This window comes from Paenibacillus alvei DSM 29 (assembly GCF_000293805.1).
GTDB lineage: Bacteria > Bacillota > Bacilli > Paenibacillales > Paenibacillaceae > Paenibacillus_B > Paenibacillus_B alvei.
On the sequence record NZ_AMBZ01000006.1, the window covers coordinates 279530 to 296347 of the forward strand.

14 protein-coding genes and 1 pseudogene are annotated in these 16818 nt (G+C 45.5%); 2 read left to right on the plus strand and 13 right to left on the minus strand.

Annotation, left to right across the window (positions count from 1 at the left end):
• Positions 1–15: 15 nt before the first annotated feature.
• From efeB to PAV_RS36945, 4 genes are all read right to left on the minus strand, one after another.
• On the minus strand, positions 16–1257 hold the full coding sequence (gene efeB, locus PAV_RS20530) for an iron uptake transporter deferrochelatase/peroxidase subunit (RefSeq protein ID WP_005549494.1): 1242 nt from the start codon (positions 1255–1257) through the stop codon (positions 16–18).
• A gap of 17 nt (positions 1258–1274) precedes the next feature.
• A complete protein-coding gene (gene efeO / locus PAV_RS20535; protein WP_005549495.1) occupies positions 1275–2453 on the minus strand; it encodes an iron uptake system protein EfeO in 1179 nt (392 codons plus the stop codon).
• A complete protein-coding gene (locus tag PAV_RS20540) occupies positions 2450–3916 on the minus strand; it encodes an FTR1 family iron permease (protein ID WP_005549497.1) in 1467 nt (488 codons plus the stop codon). The genes efeO and PAV_RS20540 overlap by 4 nt, the downstream gene beginning before the upstream one ends.
• A gap of 91 nt (positions 3917–4007) precedes the next feature.
• Positions 4008–4136, minus strand: a complete 129-nt coding sequence (locus tag PAV_RS36945) for a hypothetical protein (RefSeq protein ID WP_268593605.1) — start codon at positions 4134–4136, stop codon at positions 4008–4010.
• A 105-nt stretch (positions 4137–4241) separates the two neighbouring features.
• Between PAV_RS36945 and PAV_RS20545 the strand changes: the two genes are divergently transcribed.
• On the plus strand, positions 4242–4907 hold the full coding sequence (locus tag PAV_RS20545; protein ID WP_306416472.1) for a glutamate--tRNA ligase family protein: 666 nt from the start codon (positions 4242–4244) through the stop codon (positions 4905–4907).
• A gap of 61 nt (positions 4908–4968) precedes the next feature.
• Here the strand turns inward: PAV_RS20545 and PAV_RS20550 are convergent, their stop codons facing one another.
• Positions 4969–5859, minus strand: a complete 891-nt coding sequence (locus tag PAV_RS20550; protein ID WP_005549500.1) for a DMT family transporter — start codon at positions 5857–5859, stop codon at positions 4969–4971.
• Positions 5860–6015: 156 nt separating this feature from the next.
• Positions 6016–7209, minus strand: coding sequence for a dicarboxylate/amino acid:cation symporter (locus PAV_RS20555; protein WP_005549501.1), 1194 nt, complete (start codon positions 7207–7209; stop codon positions 6016–6018).
• Positions 7210–7606: 397 nt separating this feature from the next.
• On the opposite strand from PAV_RS20555, the pseudogene PAV_RS20560 reads away from it, so the two are divergent.
• Positions 7607–8277: pseudogene (locus PAV_RS20560) on the plus strand (peptidylprolyl isomerase).
• A 193-nt stretch (positions 8278–8470) separates the two neighbouring features.
• On the opposite strand, the gene PAV_RS20565 reads toward PAV_RS20560, so the two are convergent.
• The 7 genes from PAV_RS20565 to pdxR all read right to left on the minus strand — a co-directional run bounded on the left by PAV_RS20565 (position 8471) and on the right by pdxR (position 16781).
• Entirely contained in the window at positions 8471–8953 is a 483-nt protein-coding gene (locus PAV_RS20565; protein WP_005549505.1) for a hypothetical protein, read from the minus strand.
• A gap of 129 nt (positions 8954–9082) precedes the next feature.
• On the minus strand, positions 9083–9943 hold the full coding sequence (locus tag PAV_RS20570) for an amidohydrolase family protein (protein WP_005549507.1): 861 nt from the start codon (positions 9941–9943) through the stop codon (positions 9083–9085).
• A 14-nt stretch (positions 9944–9957) separates the two neighbouring features.
• Positions 9958–13059: a GNAT family N-acetyltransferase gene (locus PAV_RS20575; protein WP_005549509.1), complete on the minus strand. Its 3102-nt coding sequence runs from the start codon at positions 13057–13059 to the stop codon at positions 9958–9960.
• Between the two features lie 460 nt (positions 13060–13519).
• Positions 13520–13918, minus strand: coding sequence for a DivIVA domain-containing protein (locus tag PAV_RS36950; RefSeq protein WP_005549511.1), 399 nt, complete (start codon positions 13916–13918; stop codon positions 13520–13522).
• A 207-nt stretch (positions 13919–14125) separates the two neighbouring features.
• On the minus strand, positions 14126–14296 hold the full coding sequence (locus tag PAV_RS35350) for a hypothetical protein (RefSeq protein WP_005549512.1): 171 nt from the start codon (positions 14294–14296) through the stop codon (positions 14126–14128).
• Positions 14297–14393: 97 nt separating this feature from the next.
• Positions 14394–15326, minus strand: coding sequence for a D-alanine--D-alanine ligase (locus tag PAV_RS20585; protein ID WP_005549514.1), 933 nt, complete (start codon positions 15324–15326; stop codon positions 14394–14396).
• Positions 15327–15329: 3 nt separating this feature from the next.
• Positions 15330–16781 carry a MocR-like pyridoxine biosynthesis transcription factor PdxR gene (gene pdxR, locus PAV_RS20590; RefSeq protein ID WP_005549516.1) on the minus strand — a complete coding sequence of 484 codons (1452 nt, stop codon included), beginning with the start codon at positions 16779–16781 and terminating at the stop codon, positions 15330–15332.
• Between the last annotated feature and the right edge of the window lie 37 nt (positions 16782–16818).

Consider the following 16818-nt stretch of genomic DNA (forward strand, 5'->3'; position numbering starts at 1 on the left):
CTGCTTTTTGATTAATTACGATTCAAATAATGCCTGAGCGATATACTGTCCTTGTGCGCACCCTCCTGGCATTGCAAATAATGCGCTTGCCACCGTCTTCGTATACTCGTTCATCTTATCCTTCTGCCCTAGGATTTTTAACATAGGGACAAGCTGTTTGTATGGATTTTGCTGATAACTGATAAACAGCAGGCCTGCGTCCGAATAGCCCGTCTTTATGTCCAATTCGCCTGTGTAAGAATAAGCTCTTCTCACAATCTCCTGTCCGGTTCCTTTTGCTAATCGAACATGCGAGTTTTCAGGCTGTGCACTCATATCAACCGAATCGAATTCATTGGCACGGCCATAGGGAGCTCCAGAGTATTTATACCTTCCGAAGGTATCCTCTTGATCCTGCAACGAAGAACGATCCCAAATTTCTAGAAACATCTTAATCTTTCTGTAGGCCATATAAGAACCGCCGCTCATCCATTCTGGCTCATCCTGCCCTGCCCACACAACCCGTTCCATCTCCATATCCTTGCTCGTATCGATATTGGCCGTCCCATCCTTAAAGCCAAATAGATTGCGAGGCGTTCTCCCTTCCTTCATGCCAAGGAAACCATGCTGCATCCATCTGACGGTTGCAAGGCCAAGTGCATTGCGTGTTAAATTGCGTATTGCATGAAATGCGACCTGCTGATTATCTGCGCATACCTGTATGCACAAATCGCCATCACTATGCTCAGGATGAAGTTCCTCATTCGCAAATGAAGGGAGCGTCTTTAAGAATCGCGGCTGATGCTTGGCTAAGCCATATCGATCTACTCCGTCCTTCAAGAAAAAGCTTGAACCAAAACCAAATGTGATCGTAAGACGACTGGATGAGAAGTCCAATGCTTCTCCCGTATCAATCGGCGGCAAGTACTTATTATCTTGCTTCGTACTAATAGCTTCCCCCTTCGTCAACACATAGCTTAAACTGGTCCAATCCCGGAACAGCTTGATGACATCATTCCGGCGATTCGTCGTCAAATCGAGTGCAGCCATGTACATAAATGATTGCTGTGGTGTCGCGATGCCTGCCTGATGCTTCCCGTAAAAGGAAATCCCCTTCTCTGACTCCTTACTTTCTTCGGTTGTCTCCTTCTGTTTGCCTGCTTCAGGCTTCAGAAGACTGAACGCACCTAGTCCTCCAAGCGCAACTGACGTTCCTGTTAATGCCGTAAGTTTTAACATTTCCCGTCTACTCAGCTTGCTTGATTGCTTTCCATCCATTGCTGGTCATTCCCCTCTTACAACACATTCGCAATTTGAGACATCGTCTGCGACAACGAAGTGAGCTTCTGGCTCATATCGCGAATTTGTTTCTCCTCAAGCTTATCATAGGCGATAAAAGAATCGCCTTGGCGATATTGGTTCAATGCTATTTCGAACTCTTCGAATTGCTTATCTAGTTTTTCCGTTACATCTGAATGTGAGCTTACGAGCGCGCTCTTCACTGTCAAATAGACTGCCTTGGAGCCCTCTACATTGGCTGCTAAGTCAACCAAATCCATACGAGAATAGCGCTCTTCCTCACCAGTAATTTTCGAGATGCCGGCCTCATTCAACAATTCCATAGAGCCAGCAACCATTTGTTCCGGTGTAAGCTGCACATTTTGGATCATGCCATCAAGCTGGGCTACATCCTTCATAAGCTGCTTCGCCACATTGGTTTGACCTTCCAACTTCTTTTCGATCCAGAGAGCCTTCTCAATTCGGTGGAAGCCTCCCCATTTCGCAATATCCTCTACATCGTTCTCACGTGCATCAATGCTTGGATCAAGGTCACCGAAGCTTTCCGCAATCGGCTCGATTCGTTCATAGAAGACACGTGCCTTCGGATACAATTCCTTTGCAGCATTCATATCTCCTTTAATAACTGCATCCGTGAATGCCTTAGTCGCCGAGACAAGCTCTTTGCTTTGCTCCCGTACATATGCTTTATATTCGCCTGCAGCCTTTTGGAGCTGCTCACTTGCTTTGTTATTGCCCTTCTTCGCAGAAGCCAACTCAGACAGCGCCGTCTTCAGCAATGGTATCTCTTTCTTCATCGTTTCTGTATTCGGTTCATCCTTAACTGCTTCAATATAGATAGGTTGAAGATGCTTCTCAATTTCCGTATACTCGAACGGGAATTCCGTGCGAACCCCATTTTCGAACGAAAGCCAAAAGCTGTTCATTTCTTTGCCCTGCTTTTTGACATCGTCCATTTTATTGGCGTTAACAGCCTGTTCCAGTTTGTCGATGAATCCATTGAGCTTATCAACCGAGTCCTTCATTTCACTGGTAATGCCAGAATCCTGTGCACTTTCTTGAACGGCCTGCTTCCCAGTATTCGCTCCATCAGTACCCGTGCTTGAACTGCTGGAGCAGCCTGCAGCCATCCAGAATGTACATGCAATTGTTGTTAATAATAGAATTCGCTTCATAGACTTCGTTCCTCTCTACTCGATAATGAATGATTGCGCTTAGGTATGAACAGCATGCCAAGAATGAACAAGATAATGACAAGCTGTGGAATTGTACTGTACAGCGACGGGAATACGCCCAAAGCCGAAATCGTCGGCATATGGTCTGAAATGCTGGAAGGAATCAGGCCTGCCAGCTGTAAGCTATGTACGCCGCTTCCCATAAATTTAAGGCACATATATAGAACAATAACTGTGGAAATTAAGAAGAATGGCTTCAACGGTATTCGAACACCCAGCTTCAGGATCAGCACACCGACAATCAAGAGAATCACGAAGCCTGTTAACAGCCCGCTAACCAGTTCAAATGTACTCAACTTTCCAGTCAATCCGATCAAGAAAATGACCGTTTCCAATCCCTCACGCAGAACGGCAAAAAAAGCAATGAGCGCAAAGGAGACTATTTTGCCGCTTACCGCTTCCCTCTTCTTTTCCTGAAGCATGCTGTTCCACTTCTCTATATTGGATTTGCTATGCAGCCAGTACCCGACATAGAGCAGCATCAGTGAAGAAAATACCCCAGACACACCTGCCAGCACAAAATTGTTCTGTCCAAACATCGACGCAGATAGCACGTAAGATACGATCAGCCCAATAATAAGACTGGCAGCTAAGCCAAGCACGGTTCCCCCCCATACCCATCGGGAGGATTTCTGTTCATTCGTTTTCTTCGCAATCGTCAGCAAGGAGCCAATGACCAGAAGAGCCTCCAAGCCTTCACGAATGGGGATCAAGGCCGCATCCCACATATTGTAAGCATTATTCTCCAATGGAGTTAGGCTGTCGATCATTTGCTGCAGTGTGCGGATTGCCTTCTCTGGCTTTGAGTCCACATAGGACAGCAGCAGACCTAAGTTTTGCTCGGACTCGTTATACACCTGCTGCGATTGGGTCACTACATCCGCCTCTACCGTAAGCCAAGATTGAACCAGCATTTCAATGCTCGATTTTGCTTCCGCAATTTTTCCATCTTGAATCTGCTGCTTCGTCGTTTCGAGTGATGTTACATACTCACTTAGCGTCATGGCGCCTTTGCTTTTATTTGCTCTTGCTACGAGAATGCTCTTCTCATAGGTCTCTACAGTCGACAAGAGCTGTTCAAGTCCCTCTTTCATCTCGTTGCTATCATGATTCAGCAAGCGATTCGCAACAAGCGCCATACTCGATTCAATTTTGCTGGCTGCCTTCCAATTCTCTTTCTTTACAGCTCGTTTACTGTCATTCCATACTTCCTTAAATTTTTGGAAAGCTAGATTCCCCTCTGTAATGTGAGAACTGCTTGCCGCGTCAACCGCTGTCTTGGCAGCTGATACAAGTTGCTTTGCGAGTTCATAGCTGTCAGATTGTTGTGCTAACACCACATTCGTGCAGCTTGACCATAACACGGCACAGATAATGACCGTCGCGACAACTAACTTCTTCATGCTTCACCTTCTTATTGCCCGAGTCTTATAATTGATAATGATTATCAGTATTGTTAGATTAGTACGCTCAACAGGGATTGTCAATCTTTTTTTAGAGGAATAAGCAGCCAACTGGTTGATCCTGATTGTCATGCGGCATGTAGAGAGAAGCAGTGGTCAATACTGAAAGAATACGATTCGCCTCAAGCTTGACCGCTCGACGCGCTTGGACGATTTCCATATGATAGGGCACATACACATTTTAATGACGGGAAATGGTGATTAAGTTGATTAGAAGAGGGAGGTTCGCTCAACTCCATCGGGATCAATGCACCTTGGCAATGCAATGACAGCATTATTGGCATGGCTGCAAATGCGAAGTGTAAATGGAGAGCTAGTACTGCGTAACAATGGCGGCCCATATGAACCATACACACAGAGCTTGCGCCAATCTTACTATGAAGAGGCCTTGCAAAAGCTGCATGAGAATGATTGGCTCTATCCCTGTTATTGTAGTCGGGCTGAACTGCAGTCTATCGCGCACGCCCCTCATGGTCTGGCTGCTGAAGGCTCCGCTTATCCAGGTACATGCAGAGGCGTATCAATAGAAGCGCAAGCGATTCGCGCTGCACATAAGCAGCCTTCGCACCGCTTTAAAGTCGCGAATAAAGTTATGTCCTTTCATGATGGTGTACTCGGAGAAATGACATCAAGTTATAACAATCGCTTATCCAAAAGGAATTGTTCACTTTCCATCGCTGCTGCTCGACAGGCAAGCACGCGCCCAGAGCATCTTCTTGGATGGCTTGCTTACTGGAGCGGCATCATTGATCGCCCAGAGTCCGTGCAGCCTAACGAACTCGTGGAACATTTCAGCATATCACGGATTGGACGTCATTCTGTTGTTGTCGAACAAGAGGCTATAAAGCAATTAGTCGGGAAGCTCACTTCATTACAAGGCGCATCCAGCATTTCAACAATTTTTCCATATAGACGGGCTCCCTTCGACTGATTGCTCCCCAAATCATTGCTACGACCCTATGATAAGCCGATTTCAAATTACGTAACTTCGCTCAATCACAAGTAAGCTTCGCTTGTTCTTTGGGCTTTATCATGGCGCAAGCCATTCCCGCGAAGATGAGCAAAATCCCTCCGATCTGCAGCGTCGTTGGCCGAAAACCTGTAATGAGCGTGTCCAACAATATAGCGACGGCAGGATCAAGAAAGACCAGTACCGATATCATACGTGTCGGCAGTTCCCGCAAACTGTCAAAGAATAATAAATAAACAAATCCCGTATGTATGAAGCCTGTTGCTACAATCGCAAACCAATTGCCAGCTGTTAATGTAGAGTAAGAAGACATATCAACGAATGGCAGCAGCAGCACGATTCCTAGGCTCGTTTGTATAATCGTAATCGCATACCCGCTTAATTCGACAACTCCCTTGCCCAGCAAGGTTGTCATTGCATAAAAGACGGCTGCCATCAAAGCCCATACTACTCCGGATGATAATAATTCGCCAGCACTTGCCCCTCCCTCGATACCGATAACAAAAACAGTACCTACGAAACAAATACCAACAGACAATACAGACCATACCGTTAGCTTTTCTTTGAATAATATACTGCCCATCAGCACCACAATGACCGGGGCAAGATGATAAATCGAGATGGCTATCGTAATGGACATCCATTCAAAAGATTTGAACAAGAACACCCAGTTTCCAACGAGAAACACGCCACACGCTAACGTTTGCAGCAATTCTCGCTTGCTCCACTTTTCCCTCCGATATTGTCCAGTTGCGATCCAGCAGAGACCCAAAAATAAAGATGCACAGATGCACCGGACGAAGACAAGCTCCATCGAAGGCAGACCGGTATGCTCTGAGAAAAATCCGATAGAGCCAAAAATACACATCGATACGATCATTTTGATCATAGGCAGATAACTCTTGCTCTTCATAGTAGTGAAATCCTCCTTCTCTGTATTTCTCATGGTAGATTTGTTTTCAATAGGATGCGACATTACTGCCTTACTATATATTACCACATGATGGAAACAGAAAGAGAAGGGACAAGCTGTTGCCTGTCCCTTCTCACTATTCGTGTTCTTATACCGTTACTCCATTGTCTGTTCTTTGGTATTTTCATTCAATCTTAATCTCTGCTTGAAGGAGTGAATGATCTGTGCAATCGCTCCGTCTCCTGTCACATTAGCAGCTGTTCCGAAGCTGTCTTGTGCAATATAGAGCGCGATAGCCAGACTGATCATTGCTTCGTTGAAGCCAAGCATCGATTGAAACAATCCGACAGCCGCCATCACGCCCCCACCTGGCACACTTGGTGCCGCAATCATGGATATGCCTAACATGAAAATGAATGGCAGCATCGTGCTTACTGACAATGATGCCCCGTTAATATACATGATCGCACTGGCTACTGAAGTAATTGTTACGGTAGAGCCGGTAATATGAATTGTAGCGCACAGCGGCACTACAAAGTTCGATACCTCTTCATCAGTGCCTAGCTTTTTCACTTGAGACATTGTCACAGGAATCGTCGCTGCTGATGATTGCGTACCTAGTGCGGTAAAATACGCTGGAAGCATCGTACGCAGCATCGAGATTGGGTTGCGCTTGTTTAAAATTCCCGCAATTGTGTACTGTCCGATTATGACAACAAAATGAAGAATTAAGATCATAATAAATACTTTCAAGAATACTTGCAAGATGAAGGCAACCTCTCCAGCCTGCGTCATGTTCATAAAAATACCCGCAATATGAAACGGAAGCATCGGAATCAAAATCGTATGAATTACCTTGCCTATAATCTCTTTAAACTCCAGCGAAGCCGTAAGCAGCACATTGGTTTTTAAAATTGTAATACCGACGCCAATGACGAACGATAACAGCAGCGCAGTCATAATATCGAATGCAGGCGGCATATCCAGTTTGAAAAAGCTCTTTAGCAGCATCTCTTCTGGATTGTTGGCTCTAAGTCCGGATGCTCCTGAGAGCAGCCACGGAAATGATGTTTTCGATACTACGTAAGCGAGTATGCCTGACAAAACCGTCGATACATAAACGATTAACGCCGTAATACCGAGCAGCTTGCCCGCCCCGCGTCCCAACTCACCTATGCCAGGGATAATAAAGCCAAGAATGATTAACGGTATGAGAAAGCTCAGAAATTGCCCGAATATATGATTAAACGTAGCAAATATGCGTATAAACCAATCTGGCATAATAAACCCCGCGCCAATTCCGAGCAGGATCGCAATAACAATGCGCGGAAATAATCCTAATTTTTTCATCATCTACGCTCCTTCCTGTCCACGCAAACAAAACAAATTGATTGTCCATATACAGTAGACATATGTATTCTTCTTGAACACATTTTCCAATATAGCATACAACAGACTGGAACAACACTGACAATTTACGGAATTTTTAATATCGCTTTCGCCACACATTATGTACTGATGTGCATGAAGTCTATTAATCCAGCTATGAAGCATCACCATTTCATTGGTTTCTTAAAGGTAGTAACCACGATGATTTTTGCCCTATTGATTGTCTCCGTAGTTGTTTAGGATTATGCTTCGCTGCTCATATGTGGTAATGTGTTAATGAGACTATGGCAAAAGGGCCTGGACAATCAAGGAGGTTATGTAGTTGAAGCGTACACGCTATATTCAAATCTTCACCCTCATGCTTGCCGTACTGCTTATTGTCGCTGGCTGCGGCAACAAGCCGGCTTCTGAACAAAATGGAGCGGCAGACACCACAAACACGGCTCAAGACAGCAATAAGCAAGCATCGAAAAACGAAAAGGAAGACACCAAAAAACCATCCAATTCCAAAAATCCAATCGTCACAATCGAGATGGAGAGCGGAGACAGCATGGAAATTGAGTTGTATCCGGATAAGGCTCCTAACACCGTGAACAATTTTATCTCGCTTGTAAACAAAGGATTCTATGATGGAACCATCTTCCATCGTGTCATTCCTGGATTTATGATTCAAGGCGGCGACCCGCAAGGCATTGGCATAGGTGGGCCTGGCTATTCCATTAAGGGTGAATTTTCAAATAATGGTGTGGAAAATGATCTGAAGCATACGGAAGGCGTCCTATCTATGGCGCGCTCTCAAGATCCGAATTCAGCAGGCTCCCAGTTCTTCATTATGGTAGCAGACGCACCTCACTTAGATGGGGACTATGCAGCGTTCGGTAAAGTAATCAAGGGTATGGAGACCGCTCAGGCGATCGTGAATGTGCCAAAAGGGGCTGACGACAAGCCTGAAAAGGAACAAAAATGAAAAAGGTTACGGTTAATACATTCGGAATTACGTATCCGGAACCAGAGAAAACGCAGAACTAACGTATAGCATATATTTGATAACAGGGACAAAAGAAGGCTGGCTCCTTCTCATTGTCCCTGTTCTATATCTATATATTACCCATCAATGGGAATCTCGAAATCATGCTGATGTGCTGGTGTGCACTCTATTTATCGGCTCAAGGTGATATCGCAGCCTGAATTGAGTCGCAAGGAGAAGGAGACAGGGGCTGCACTACTTGCGTGCGGCCCGTTGTCCTGTGCTTGCAGCGCTGCGAGATGAATGCGATTGAATCGACGGGTTCAATTTGCGCGCTCGCTTTCCAGAATGACGCCGGCTGACCGCTTTTGCACGAGTCCCTTTCGTGAGCGCGATAGGGCCCATTAACGATTGAAATGTGTTATACATGGATCGCGCTTGCTGGAACATGCCGAACATCTTCTGAATTTTGCCGAACGTGTTCATCAGATCGTCGATTCCGTACTGTCTATTGAACGATGCATAAGGACCGCCTGTTGCATCGCCTGCCGCTTCCTGATTCACAGCAACCGATGATGCAGCGGGGTCAGTTGGGGCTGTTAGTCCAAATACATTTTGATTCATGTAAGGCGCAGAAGCTTTCGTTCTGCCCGGCTTGCTGATAGTTCTTGAGGTAACTTTAGGCGAGGCGGACAACTTTTGCTTCGGCGTCGTACCTTTGCGTCGAGACGTTCTCATGATGACGACCACCTTTACCTCTGCTAGTGTGAGTGGATTCCACTAAAGAGTGGAAGCCTTACAAGATAATCTATGCGCATCCTCAACAACTCGTATGGGTTCATGTCTCTTCCCCTTGCTTTTGTGCTATTACCTAACAAGCGGAAGAATCTTAGGAAACACCCGTAAGGCGTTGTGATAAAATACATTTTCTTGATATTTCTCGGGAATGATCGACTTCACAAATTCAATATACGTCCCAATCGGCGCAAGCGGCCAATCTGTACCGAAAAGCAGCTTATCATAATGGTCACAATACACGATGGCATGGCGCAAATGCTGGAAAAACAACGGTGACTCCTCATCCAAACGGGCAAACCTTCTTGAGTCTCCTACAAGCAGTCCCGACAAATCCGCATACACATTACGGTTCTTGTACACAACCTCGGCCCCATCCAGCACCCATGGATCACCGAAATGCGCCATCATCATCGTCACTTCCCGATGCTTAACCGCAACCTCATCTATCGTTAATGGGTGTGAATACTTCAACAGCCCTCTTTCTGAGTAGGTATCACCGCTATGAAATACAACCGGCACCTCATATTTCGCCGCTAATTCGTATACGCGATCATAGACTTGGTCGTAGGCATAGAAGGGATAGTAGCCAAGATATAATTTCAATCCAACGGCGTTAGGCTTCTGAAGCTCCTGCTCAACCCGCTTCCACGAATCTTCATCACATTGATACGGATTAATGCCAATACAGTAAGCAATCGAAGCCGGCATATCATCTGCCATATCGAGTATCATCGGATTTATTGCGTCTGCGTCCGGGAACCCATCCGCCTTAGTTTCTGCCAACCCCATTCCAATTCCGAGCACAACATTATGGTCTGCGTATTCTTGCAGCAATCCATTTGCACTATAATCTACACCCGATAATTGCCTAGCTGTTCGATGGAATTCTTCGATATGAGATAGGTGCATATGGGCATCAATGATTTTCATGCCTTGTCCACCTCCTAGTCAGATTGGGAAAAGCGGATTGCGCGAAGATCAGTTAATGCCTCCGGCTCAATTCGCTCCATAGAGAACTGCAACATGACAGGCGAAGTTCGCAGTGTCTGACCGTTCGGGATGTTCAGATCATGGGTAATACTTGCAAGTGACACCTCTTTATTTACATATACATTTGAACGGGCAGCAGTATGATCGGAGATGATATGAAGCAGCGCTGTCCTGTCATTAGAGCCGAATCGACAATCTGAATTTTCATAAATATCAATGACACCCTTGCCTTGAGGGAAAGCAATTGTCCGTCCGCAATGGGCATATGATTCCACCCAGCTGTCCTGCATCGCTTCACCCTGATGAACAAAAAATTGTTGTTCTAACCGATCACTCAAAAATGCCCGGGAATTCTGCAGCACATCCGTGAAATAACACAAAATCGGTACTCCTGGCAATAACAGATAGTAATTGCTCAGGCATATCCCTTTATACTTCTCATGCTCTTGAATGTTTAAATCAACACGAATTCCTTGCCATTCATTATGATGCTGATCGGACAGCTTCACAAATTGAGCTGACCGCTCTTGCTTCAGCACCGACATCGATCTAAGTTGATTCAGATCGGAGTAGATACCTCCCACAAACGGATTCCACCATGACTTCACGTCTCGTGACGGGTAGTTGTTCATAAGCCATTCTTCTCCTTCTACTTCGAGCGAGAACAGAGAAGTATAATAATCAGGCGCCGCCTTTATTCGGATAACCCCATTGTCAGCAGCGAAAACTTTATAGTTTGATTCTAACGTCTCTACACATTCGATCGGTTCCGTCAATTGGCGGAAAATCGCTGCTTGGTACTGGCCAAGCTCCGTATCCAAGCTCGTGCTTACATCTACGACATCTATGGATTGAAGCAAGGGCCGCAATGTTATGCTCACCTGGGTTGCCTCTTCCTCTGGCGTGATGGTAGACTGTGCTTCAATATCAGCCGAATAGCGATAGGACATTTCCACATTCCCATTCCAAGTGCTTTGCTTTCGATCCTGCAAGATCAATGTCGGCTCCCCCTTCACGAACGGATTCCGATCACCGATCATTAGTTGGGTCTGCGGGACAAGATGGACAGGCTCATCCCAGCCAGTCTGCATTGCAAGTGCACGAAATGACCGCCAATCCGTAAAACTTCCCAGAGATACGATAATCGTATCACTCTTGACAGTTGCACGAGCATCAATCGCTCCAAAGCTGGTGTTCAAATCAAAATGCCAGCTCTGAAAATTCAACTGGTAGGCCTCGCTCCAACAGATCCCGATCGGCAAGCCGTGACCACGGTTGAACAACCAGCGCTCCGTAATACGATTGCTGTCCCAATACTCATAAGCGCTCCCAATCGAATCACTCATTTCAACATACTGACCTTCATAAGGAATAATTGCTCGGAAGAGATCTTTTCGAATGGATTGGGATACCCATAGCTCGTGCGACATAGGCTTGTCCCCTTCATTCGTTGCTTCAAACCAACGTTCAACGATGCCATCCCCATGTAACCGGGTCATCACCTTCAAGAGAACATGCGGGAAGGCCGAGGAGCGAAAGTGTACAACCTTTAACATTGCTCCATTCGCTTCTTGAATAAATTCCACTTCAGCAGGTGCTTTCTTAGAGAACTCGTCCGAAAATGGCGTCCCAAGCTTCGGATATGACATAAATAATTGCTCTTCCATTCCTATGCATCTAAGCTCCGAGTCATGATGCTCCTTGTTCATAGTTACAGCATATTTCCCATTTCCGATATGCCAACCTAGATTACTCTTGCCTTGATAGGCAGCACCTACTCCTGGGAATGCCGCACCAATCCGTTGCACAAATGTCAGCGAATCGCCAGACTCTGACTCAGCATAGATTTGAATATCGGCTTGATAGTAACCAAATTCAAGAACATTATAATGGATGGCAATAGATTGTCGAGCAAGCGGCTCTAAGCTAATCTCGAGCTCGCTCTGTTCCCATACGATAAGCTCTTGGGATGGAAGGAAGAAGCGGAATGTGGCCCGGTCTGATAGATGGCTCTCAAAGTCAATATAAGCAATGCCTTGCCTTCGATGGTACACGCCGTCATTTGGCAGCTTCATTTCCACTTTGGCTGGGAGCTTGGGAAGAACACCAACACGAAATTGCGCAGCTTTTCCGTTAATGAGCAGCTCTGTGCATACAGCAGGGCTTGTTTTCCATTTACTCAGCTCTTCCTGCAGTTCCTGGACATCGAACTCAGCTGTTAAGCAGACATCTCCTATCACATCAACAGCAGAATGCCAATCAAAATGAATATTGCGATCACTTACGCCCCGAAGTTCAATGTGAAGAGGCTTCTGCGTCTTATTGACAAGACGATAACGGATCGAGTACGTTCTTCCGCAAATAAGAGCAGAAGAGTCAACCTCCGCTGCCAACAAATAATCGTCTGTCTCAATCAGCCTCATCCCTCGCCCTCTGCGTTCAAACTCAACTCGGAGTCTCTTGCCGGACTTTCCCCATTCATAAGCATAGTAATCGAAGCCATTTTGTTTGATTCCGTCGGGGGTTACATTAATTTCGCGAATGGAATCTTCGTACCAATCTAGCTGCTCAAAATAGGGAGCAAGTGCTTCGGTGCGAACGACGGTCGGGATAAAGTTCATGAGATGTGTAGTATCGTCACGATCTTCCCAGAAGAATCCGCACTTTTTATACAATGGGACTGCCTTGGTATTACTCTGCCATGTGTAGAGATCCAACCTCGGCCAGCCTAGCTCAATCGTATCCTCAACGGCTTTTGTAACGAGCAGCTTGCCGATCTTTTGACCGTGATAATCAGGATGTACGTTCAATAGCTGCACATAGAGTGCTCCTGTATCTTCCCGATACTCGCATATTTTGCAATACCCTACTACCCGTTCTCCATCAAGTGCCAGGTATAAGGCAAGAGTATCCGTGTTCTCCTCCTGCTGCCTCACCTGCTGTGCAGTCATTCTCGAGTTTCCGCCGCCGAATGATTCATTACTATCATTCCACATCTCGGCGATCGCTTCTGCTAATTCAGGTCGATATTGCTCTAATCGAATAGTACGAATCATGCCGCATCCTCCCAAGCAATACAAAATTAGTTTCTTGCGCGAATCATGATGCCATAATATGTCATCACCAATTATGATTATATCATCATCATCGTGGATAAATGTTACATTTGGAGGATTGCACCCTTAATGAATCCATGGGACAACCTTGGAGGCAGCGAGTATTGATTTAGTCTTCATAAGCGGGATCACTTGGGGGAACAAGGGCAGGATTCGGACAGCATAACCAGAAGTTAACGCGAGTTTCAGAGACACCCTGATTTTACCTTTTCGATAAGCTGCGGCGGCTCATCACTTATTGTATGTCTGACAGTTAGGGAAGCTGCACATATACCGCTACTCTACGAGAATCAGCGAGCGGGAAGCGAAGACTTGATTACATGCTAAAAAACCCGCGGCTTCGCGGGTGTCTTTATGTATTGGGCCAGCGGCACACCTTACAATTGTGCCCCTGGTCTCATTACATGTCTTTTTCTGTTTCTCGTTCGATGGTCATACGATATTTCAATTCCGTAATATTCTGCTCCATTTTACGAACGATATCCTCGATGAACTTCACATCAACAGAAGGACCCTTGTTGAGGGATTCATCACGTTCACGGTGCATCATCGAAATCTTGTTCGCTCGTTCTTGCAGCTTTAATTCCTTGTACTTCTCCAACAAATCTGAAATTACCGCATAGAATTGGCTATAGTCCTTAATGATATCATCAAGAAATGCATCTACTTCATCTGGATCGTATCCACGGAATTTGATTTGAAAATCCTTCTGATGAATCGTGAACGCGTCCAGCGTAATGCCCAGTTGTTCAAACAATTCTTTTTGATGGTCATATTGCTCGTTCTTATTCTCTTCCATCTCTGTTCCTCCGTTCCATGCCAATCAGATCAAACTTCAATGTTTGATCGATTCTATCTAAAGAACACAGTATCAGCACTAACCGAACATTTCAAGTGTTTCCTTGTAATCTGTAAGGAAATGGCATAATGCCGCATTATCAATCTTCCCCATATAGGAAAATGCCTCAGTCTCTCTCGCAGAAACTGAGGCAAAATGCTGATTCAGTTAAGATACAGTATCGTTCTTTCTCGTTGCAGAACGATTGGCCTCTGCTTGCTCGAATGCTTCCCCACTGAACTCTGTATCCGTGTTATTCTCAGGAACAGGAAGCTTATTCAGCTTCGTCGTTTGAACCTCAGCTTTTGTTGCATGATCATGAGACGGCTTGTTGTTCATTGCTGCCCCTCCTTTCCTAACCTAGGATCGAAGGTTATTATGTGCATGTACAAGCTTTCCCATTCATTTAGAAGGTATGGCTGACGGCTTGCATCTTTTATTTCACAAGCTCACCATGAATGGGCTGACGCGTATGTTCTTGAAGGGAAATTTCAATAATTTGAGTAAGCAGTTCACTGTAGGATATACCCGCCGCTTGAGCACTCTTTGGCAGCAAACTATTTTTCGTCAATCCAGGAAGAGTATTCACTTCGATCACATACGGAACTCCTTGGTGAAGAATCATATCAATACGTGCATATACGCTGCATTGTACTGCCTTATACACACCAAGAGCCGTCCGACGCACCTGCTGCAAAATTGATTCAGGTAGCTCAATTACGACTTCATCCGCACCGCCATCCTCATATTTAGAGGAATAATCGAAAAATTCCCCCTTAGGCTTAATAGATAAAACCGGAAGCATTTGCCCATTCAAAATGGAACATGTTATCTCGTCGCCTTGAATATATTGTTCTATCAGTATCTCTGTGTCGTAACTGAACGCTTCCTGCAGGGCTGTCTCTAGCGATTCAGCATGATGCACCAGCTGCACGCCAATGCTTGAACCACCTGCATTAGGCTTGATGACTAGCGGGAATCCGAGTGCTGCGCCAATTTGGTCAACATCGTATGCTGAACCAGCTTGCATCAAGAGCCAATCAGCAGTTGCGAAACCTTCACACTTTACAATCTTCTTTGTTAACAGCTTATTCATGCACAGACTGCTTGATAAAATGCCGCTGCCTGTATAGGGAATACCAAGCGTATCAAGCGTTCCTTGGATCGTTCCATCTTCTCCGAACGCACCATGAAGAGCAAGCAGCGCAACATCAATACCTTTCACTTTATCAATCAGCTCTGCCTTGCTGTTCAATACGATAGGCACAGCTTGATATTTTCTATCTAAGTTCTTGATCATTTCCTGACCTGTCATAAGTGAGACGTCTCGCTCCGAAGATACGCCCCCCATAATGATACCAACCTTCATCTGTTACCCCTCCTGGATGATTTGCTTTATAACATTCCCGATTATTTGGGTACCCCGCTCGATATCCGCTTCTGAAACGCGTGAAAACCCAATACGGAAGGTGTTTTCCCCTCCCCCATCCGTAAAGAAGCGGCTTCCTGGCGTAAATAAAACACCCTTCTTCTGACATCTGCTTAGAACTTCTAACACATCAACAGACGCATCTAGTTCAATAAACAAATGAAGACCGCCGTCACCCCATAATTTACGGAATGGAATATGCCGCTCGCAACTATGCACAGCCCATTCGTACTTGCGTTTATATACGGATTTTGCCTTTTTTAAGTAAGACTCGAAATGTCCATTGTGCAAATATTGATAGAGAACAGCTTGATCCAACGTTGAGGTATGAATCGTTCGTGCGCGTTTCATACTCACGAGATAGGAAATCAGCTGCTCATCTGCGATTATCCAGCCAATTCGCATTCCGGGAAATAATATTTTAGAAAAGCTCCCAATATAGATAACATGATTAGCTCCTCCAGCGCAGGCAATAATCGGTGCAACATGTGCGCCGGAATAACGCAGTTCCTCACTAAAACCGTCTTCGATTACAGGAATGCCGTGCTTTGCGAATAGACGAATTGCATTCATCCGCTTGCTAGGAGACATTACGACGCCCGTTGGGTTCTGGTAGGAAGGGATCAGATAAGCCAAATCATAGGGTCTCTCCTCTACTGCAGCGGCCAATTTCTCCATGTTCACACCATCATGCTCCATTTCAATGCCATCGATATCTAGACCGTGCATCTTGAATAGCTTAATCGCACTATGATGGGTTGGATTCTCGCAAATGACACGCCCATGGCGCTTCTCAATTGCAGAGAGGACAATGTCCAGCCCTTCGGTGAATCCATTCGTAATGAGCATATCTTTGCCTTTCATGTCGATGCCCTTGGACTCCATATATTGCTTCAACTCTTCAATAAGCGGCTGATAGCCCTGTGCATATCCGTAATTGAGCATGATTTCGCCTTCTGCCGCAATTCGGTCTACTAAGGCCTGCTTTACATATTGAAGTGGAAATAACGATTCGTCAGGCGCAATGCTCATGAATGAAATCATGCCGCGCTCTCCGCGTACACCATGTTTCATCGCATCCATGCGCTCAGCGATTTGCGCCTTTTCACTCATTCTCTCGTTCCAGTTCATATTTGCATCGATTGTGTTGGATCGCTCTGCAGGTGAAGCATAACTGCCTTGGCCGGGAATCGAATAAATAAGTCCTTCATCAGCCAGCTCTTGATAAGCTGCGATTACTGTATTGCGGCTTACCCCCCATACATTGCCAAGCTCCCTTGTCGAGGGTAGCTTCTGATCAGCCGTCAGCCATCCGCGATTAATAAGCAACCGCAAATAGTCTCGAACCTGCAAATATGCCGGTTTCCCCGGGATAAGCTTAAAGTCTTGGAACATGTGCTCAACTCCCCCTTCTTATCTTGGCACATTCTAA

What these genes read in the sequence shown, in the direction of transcription:
- PAV_RS36950 (WP_005549511.1), bottom strand. Translation starts at nt 13,918, where the DNA reads ATGGAAGAGAATAAGAACGAGCAATATGACCATCAAAAAGAATTGTTT.
- PAV_RS20585 (WP_005549514.1), bottom strand. Translation starts at nt 15,326, where the DNA reads ATGAAGGTTGGTATCATTATGGGGGGCGTATCTTCGGAGCGAGACGTC.
- pdxR (WP_005549516.1), bottom strand. Translation starts at nt 16,781, where the DNA reads ATGTTCCAAGACTTTAAGCTTATCCCGGGGAAACCGGCATATTTGCAG.
- PAV_RS20540 (WP_005549497.1), bottom strand. Translation starts at nt 3,916, where the DNA reads ATGAAGAAGTTAGTTGTCGCGACGGTCATTATCTGTGCCGTGTTATGG.
- efeO (WP_005549495.1), bottom strand. Translation starts at nt 2,453, where the DNA reads ATGAAGCGAATTCTATTATTAACAACAATTGCATGTACATTCTGGATG.
- PAV_RS36945 (WP_268593605.1), bottom strand. Translation starts at nt 4,136, where the DNA reads ATGGAAATCGTCCAAGCGCGTCGAGCGGTCAAGCTTGAGGCGAATCGT.
- PAV_RS20565 (WP_005549505.1), bottom strand. Translation starts at nt 8,953, where the DNA reads ATGAGAACGTCTCGACGCAAAGGTACGACGCCGAAGCAAAAGTTGTCC.
- PAV_RS20575 (WP_005549509.1), bottom strand. Translation starts at nt 13,059, where the DNA reads ATGATTCGTACTATTCGATTAGAGCAATATCGACCTGAATTAGCAGAA.
- PAV_RS20550 (WP_005549500.1), bottom strand. Translation starts at nt 5,859, where the DNA reads ATGAAGAGCAAGAGTTATCTGCCTATGATCAAAATGATCGTATCGATG.
- PAV_RS20545 (WP_306416472.1), top strand. Translation starts at nt 4,242, where the DNA reads ATGACAGCATTATTGGCATGGCTGCAAATGCGAAGTGTAAATGGAGAG.
- efeB (WP_005549494.1), bottom strand. Translation starts at nt 1,257, where the DNA reads ATGGATGGAAAGCAATCAAGCAAGCTGAGTAGACGGGAAATGTTAAAA.
- PAV_RS20555 (WP_005549501.1), bottom strand. Translation starts at nt 7,209, where the DNA reads ATGAAAAAATTAGGATTATTTCCGCGCATTGTTATTGCGATCCTGCTC.
- PAV_RS20570 (WP_005549507.1), bottom strand. Translation starts at nt 9,943, where the DNA reads ATGAAAATCATTGATGCCCATATGCACCTATCTCATATCGAAGAATTC.
- PAV_RS35350 (WP_005549512.1), bottom strand. Translation starts at nt 14,296, where the DNA reads ATGAACAACAAGCCGTCTCATGATCATGCAACAAAAGCTGAGGTTCAA.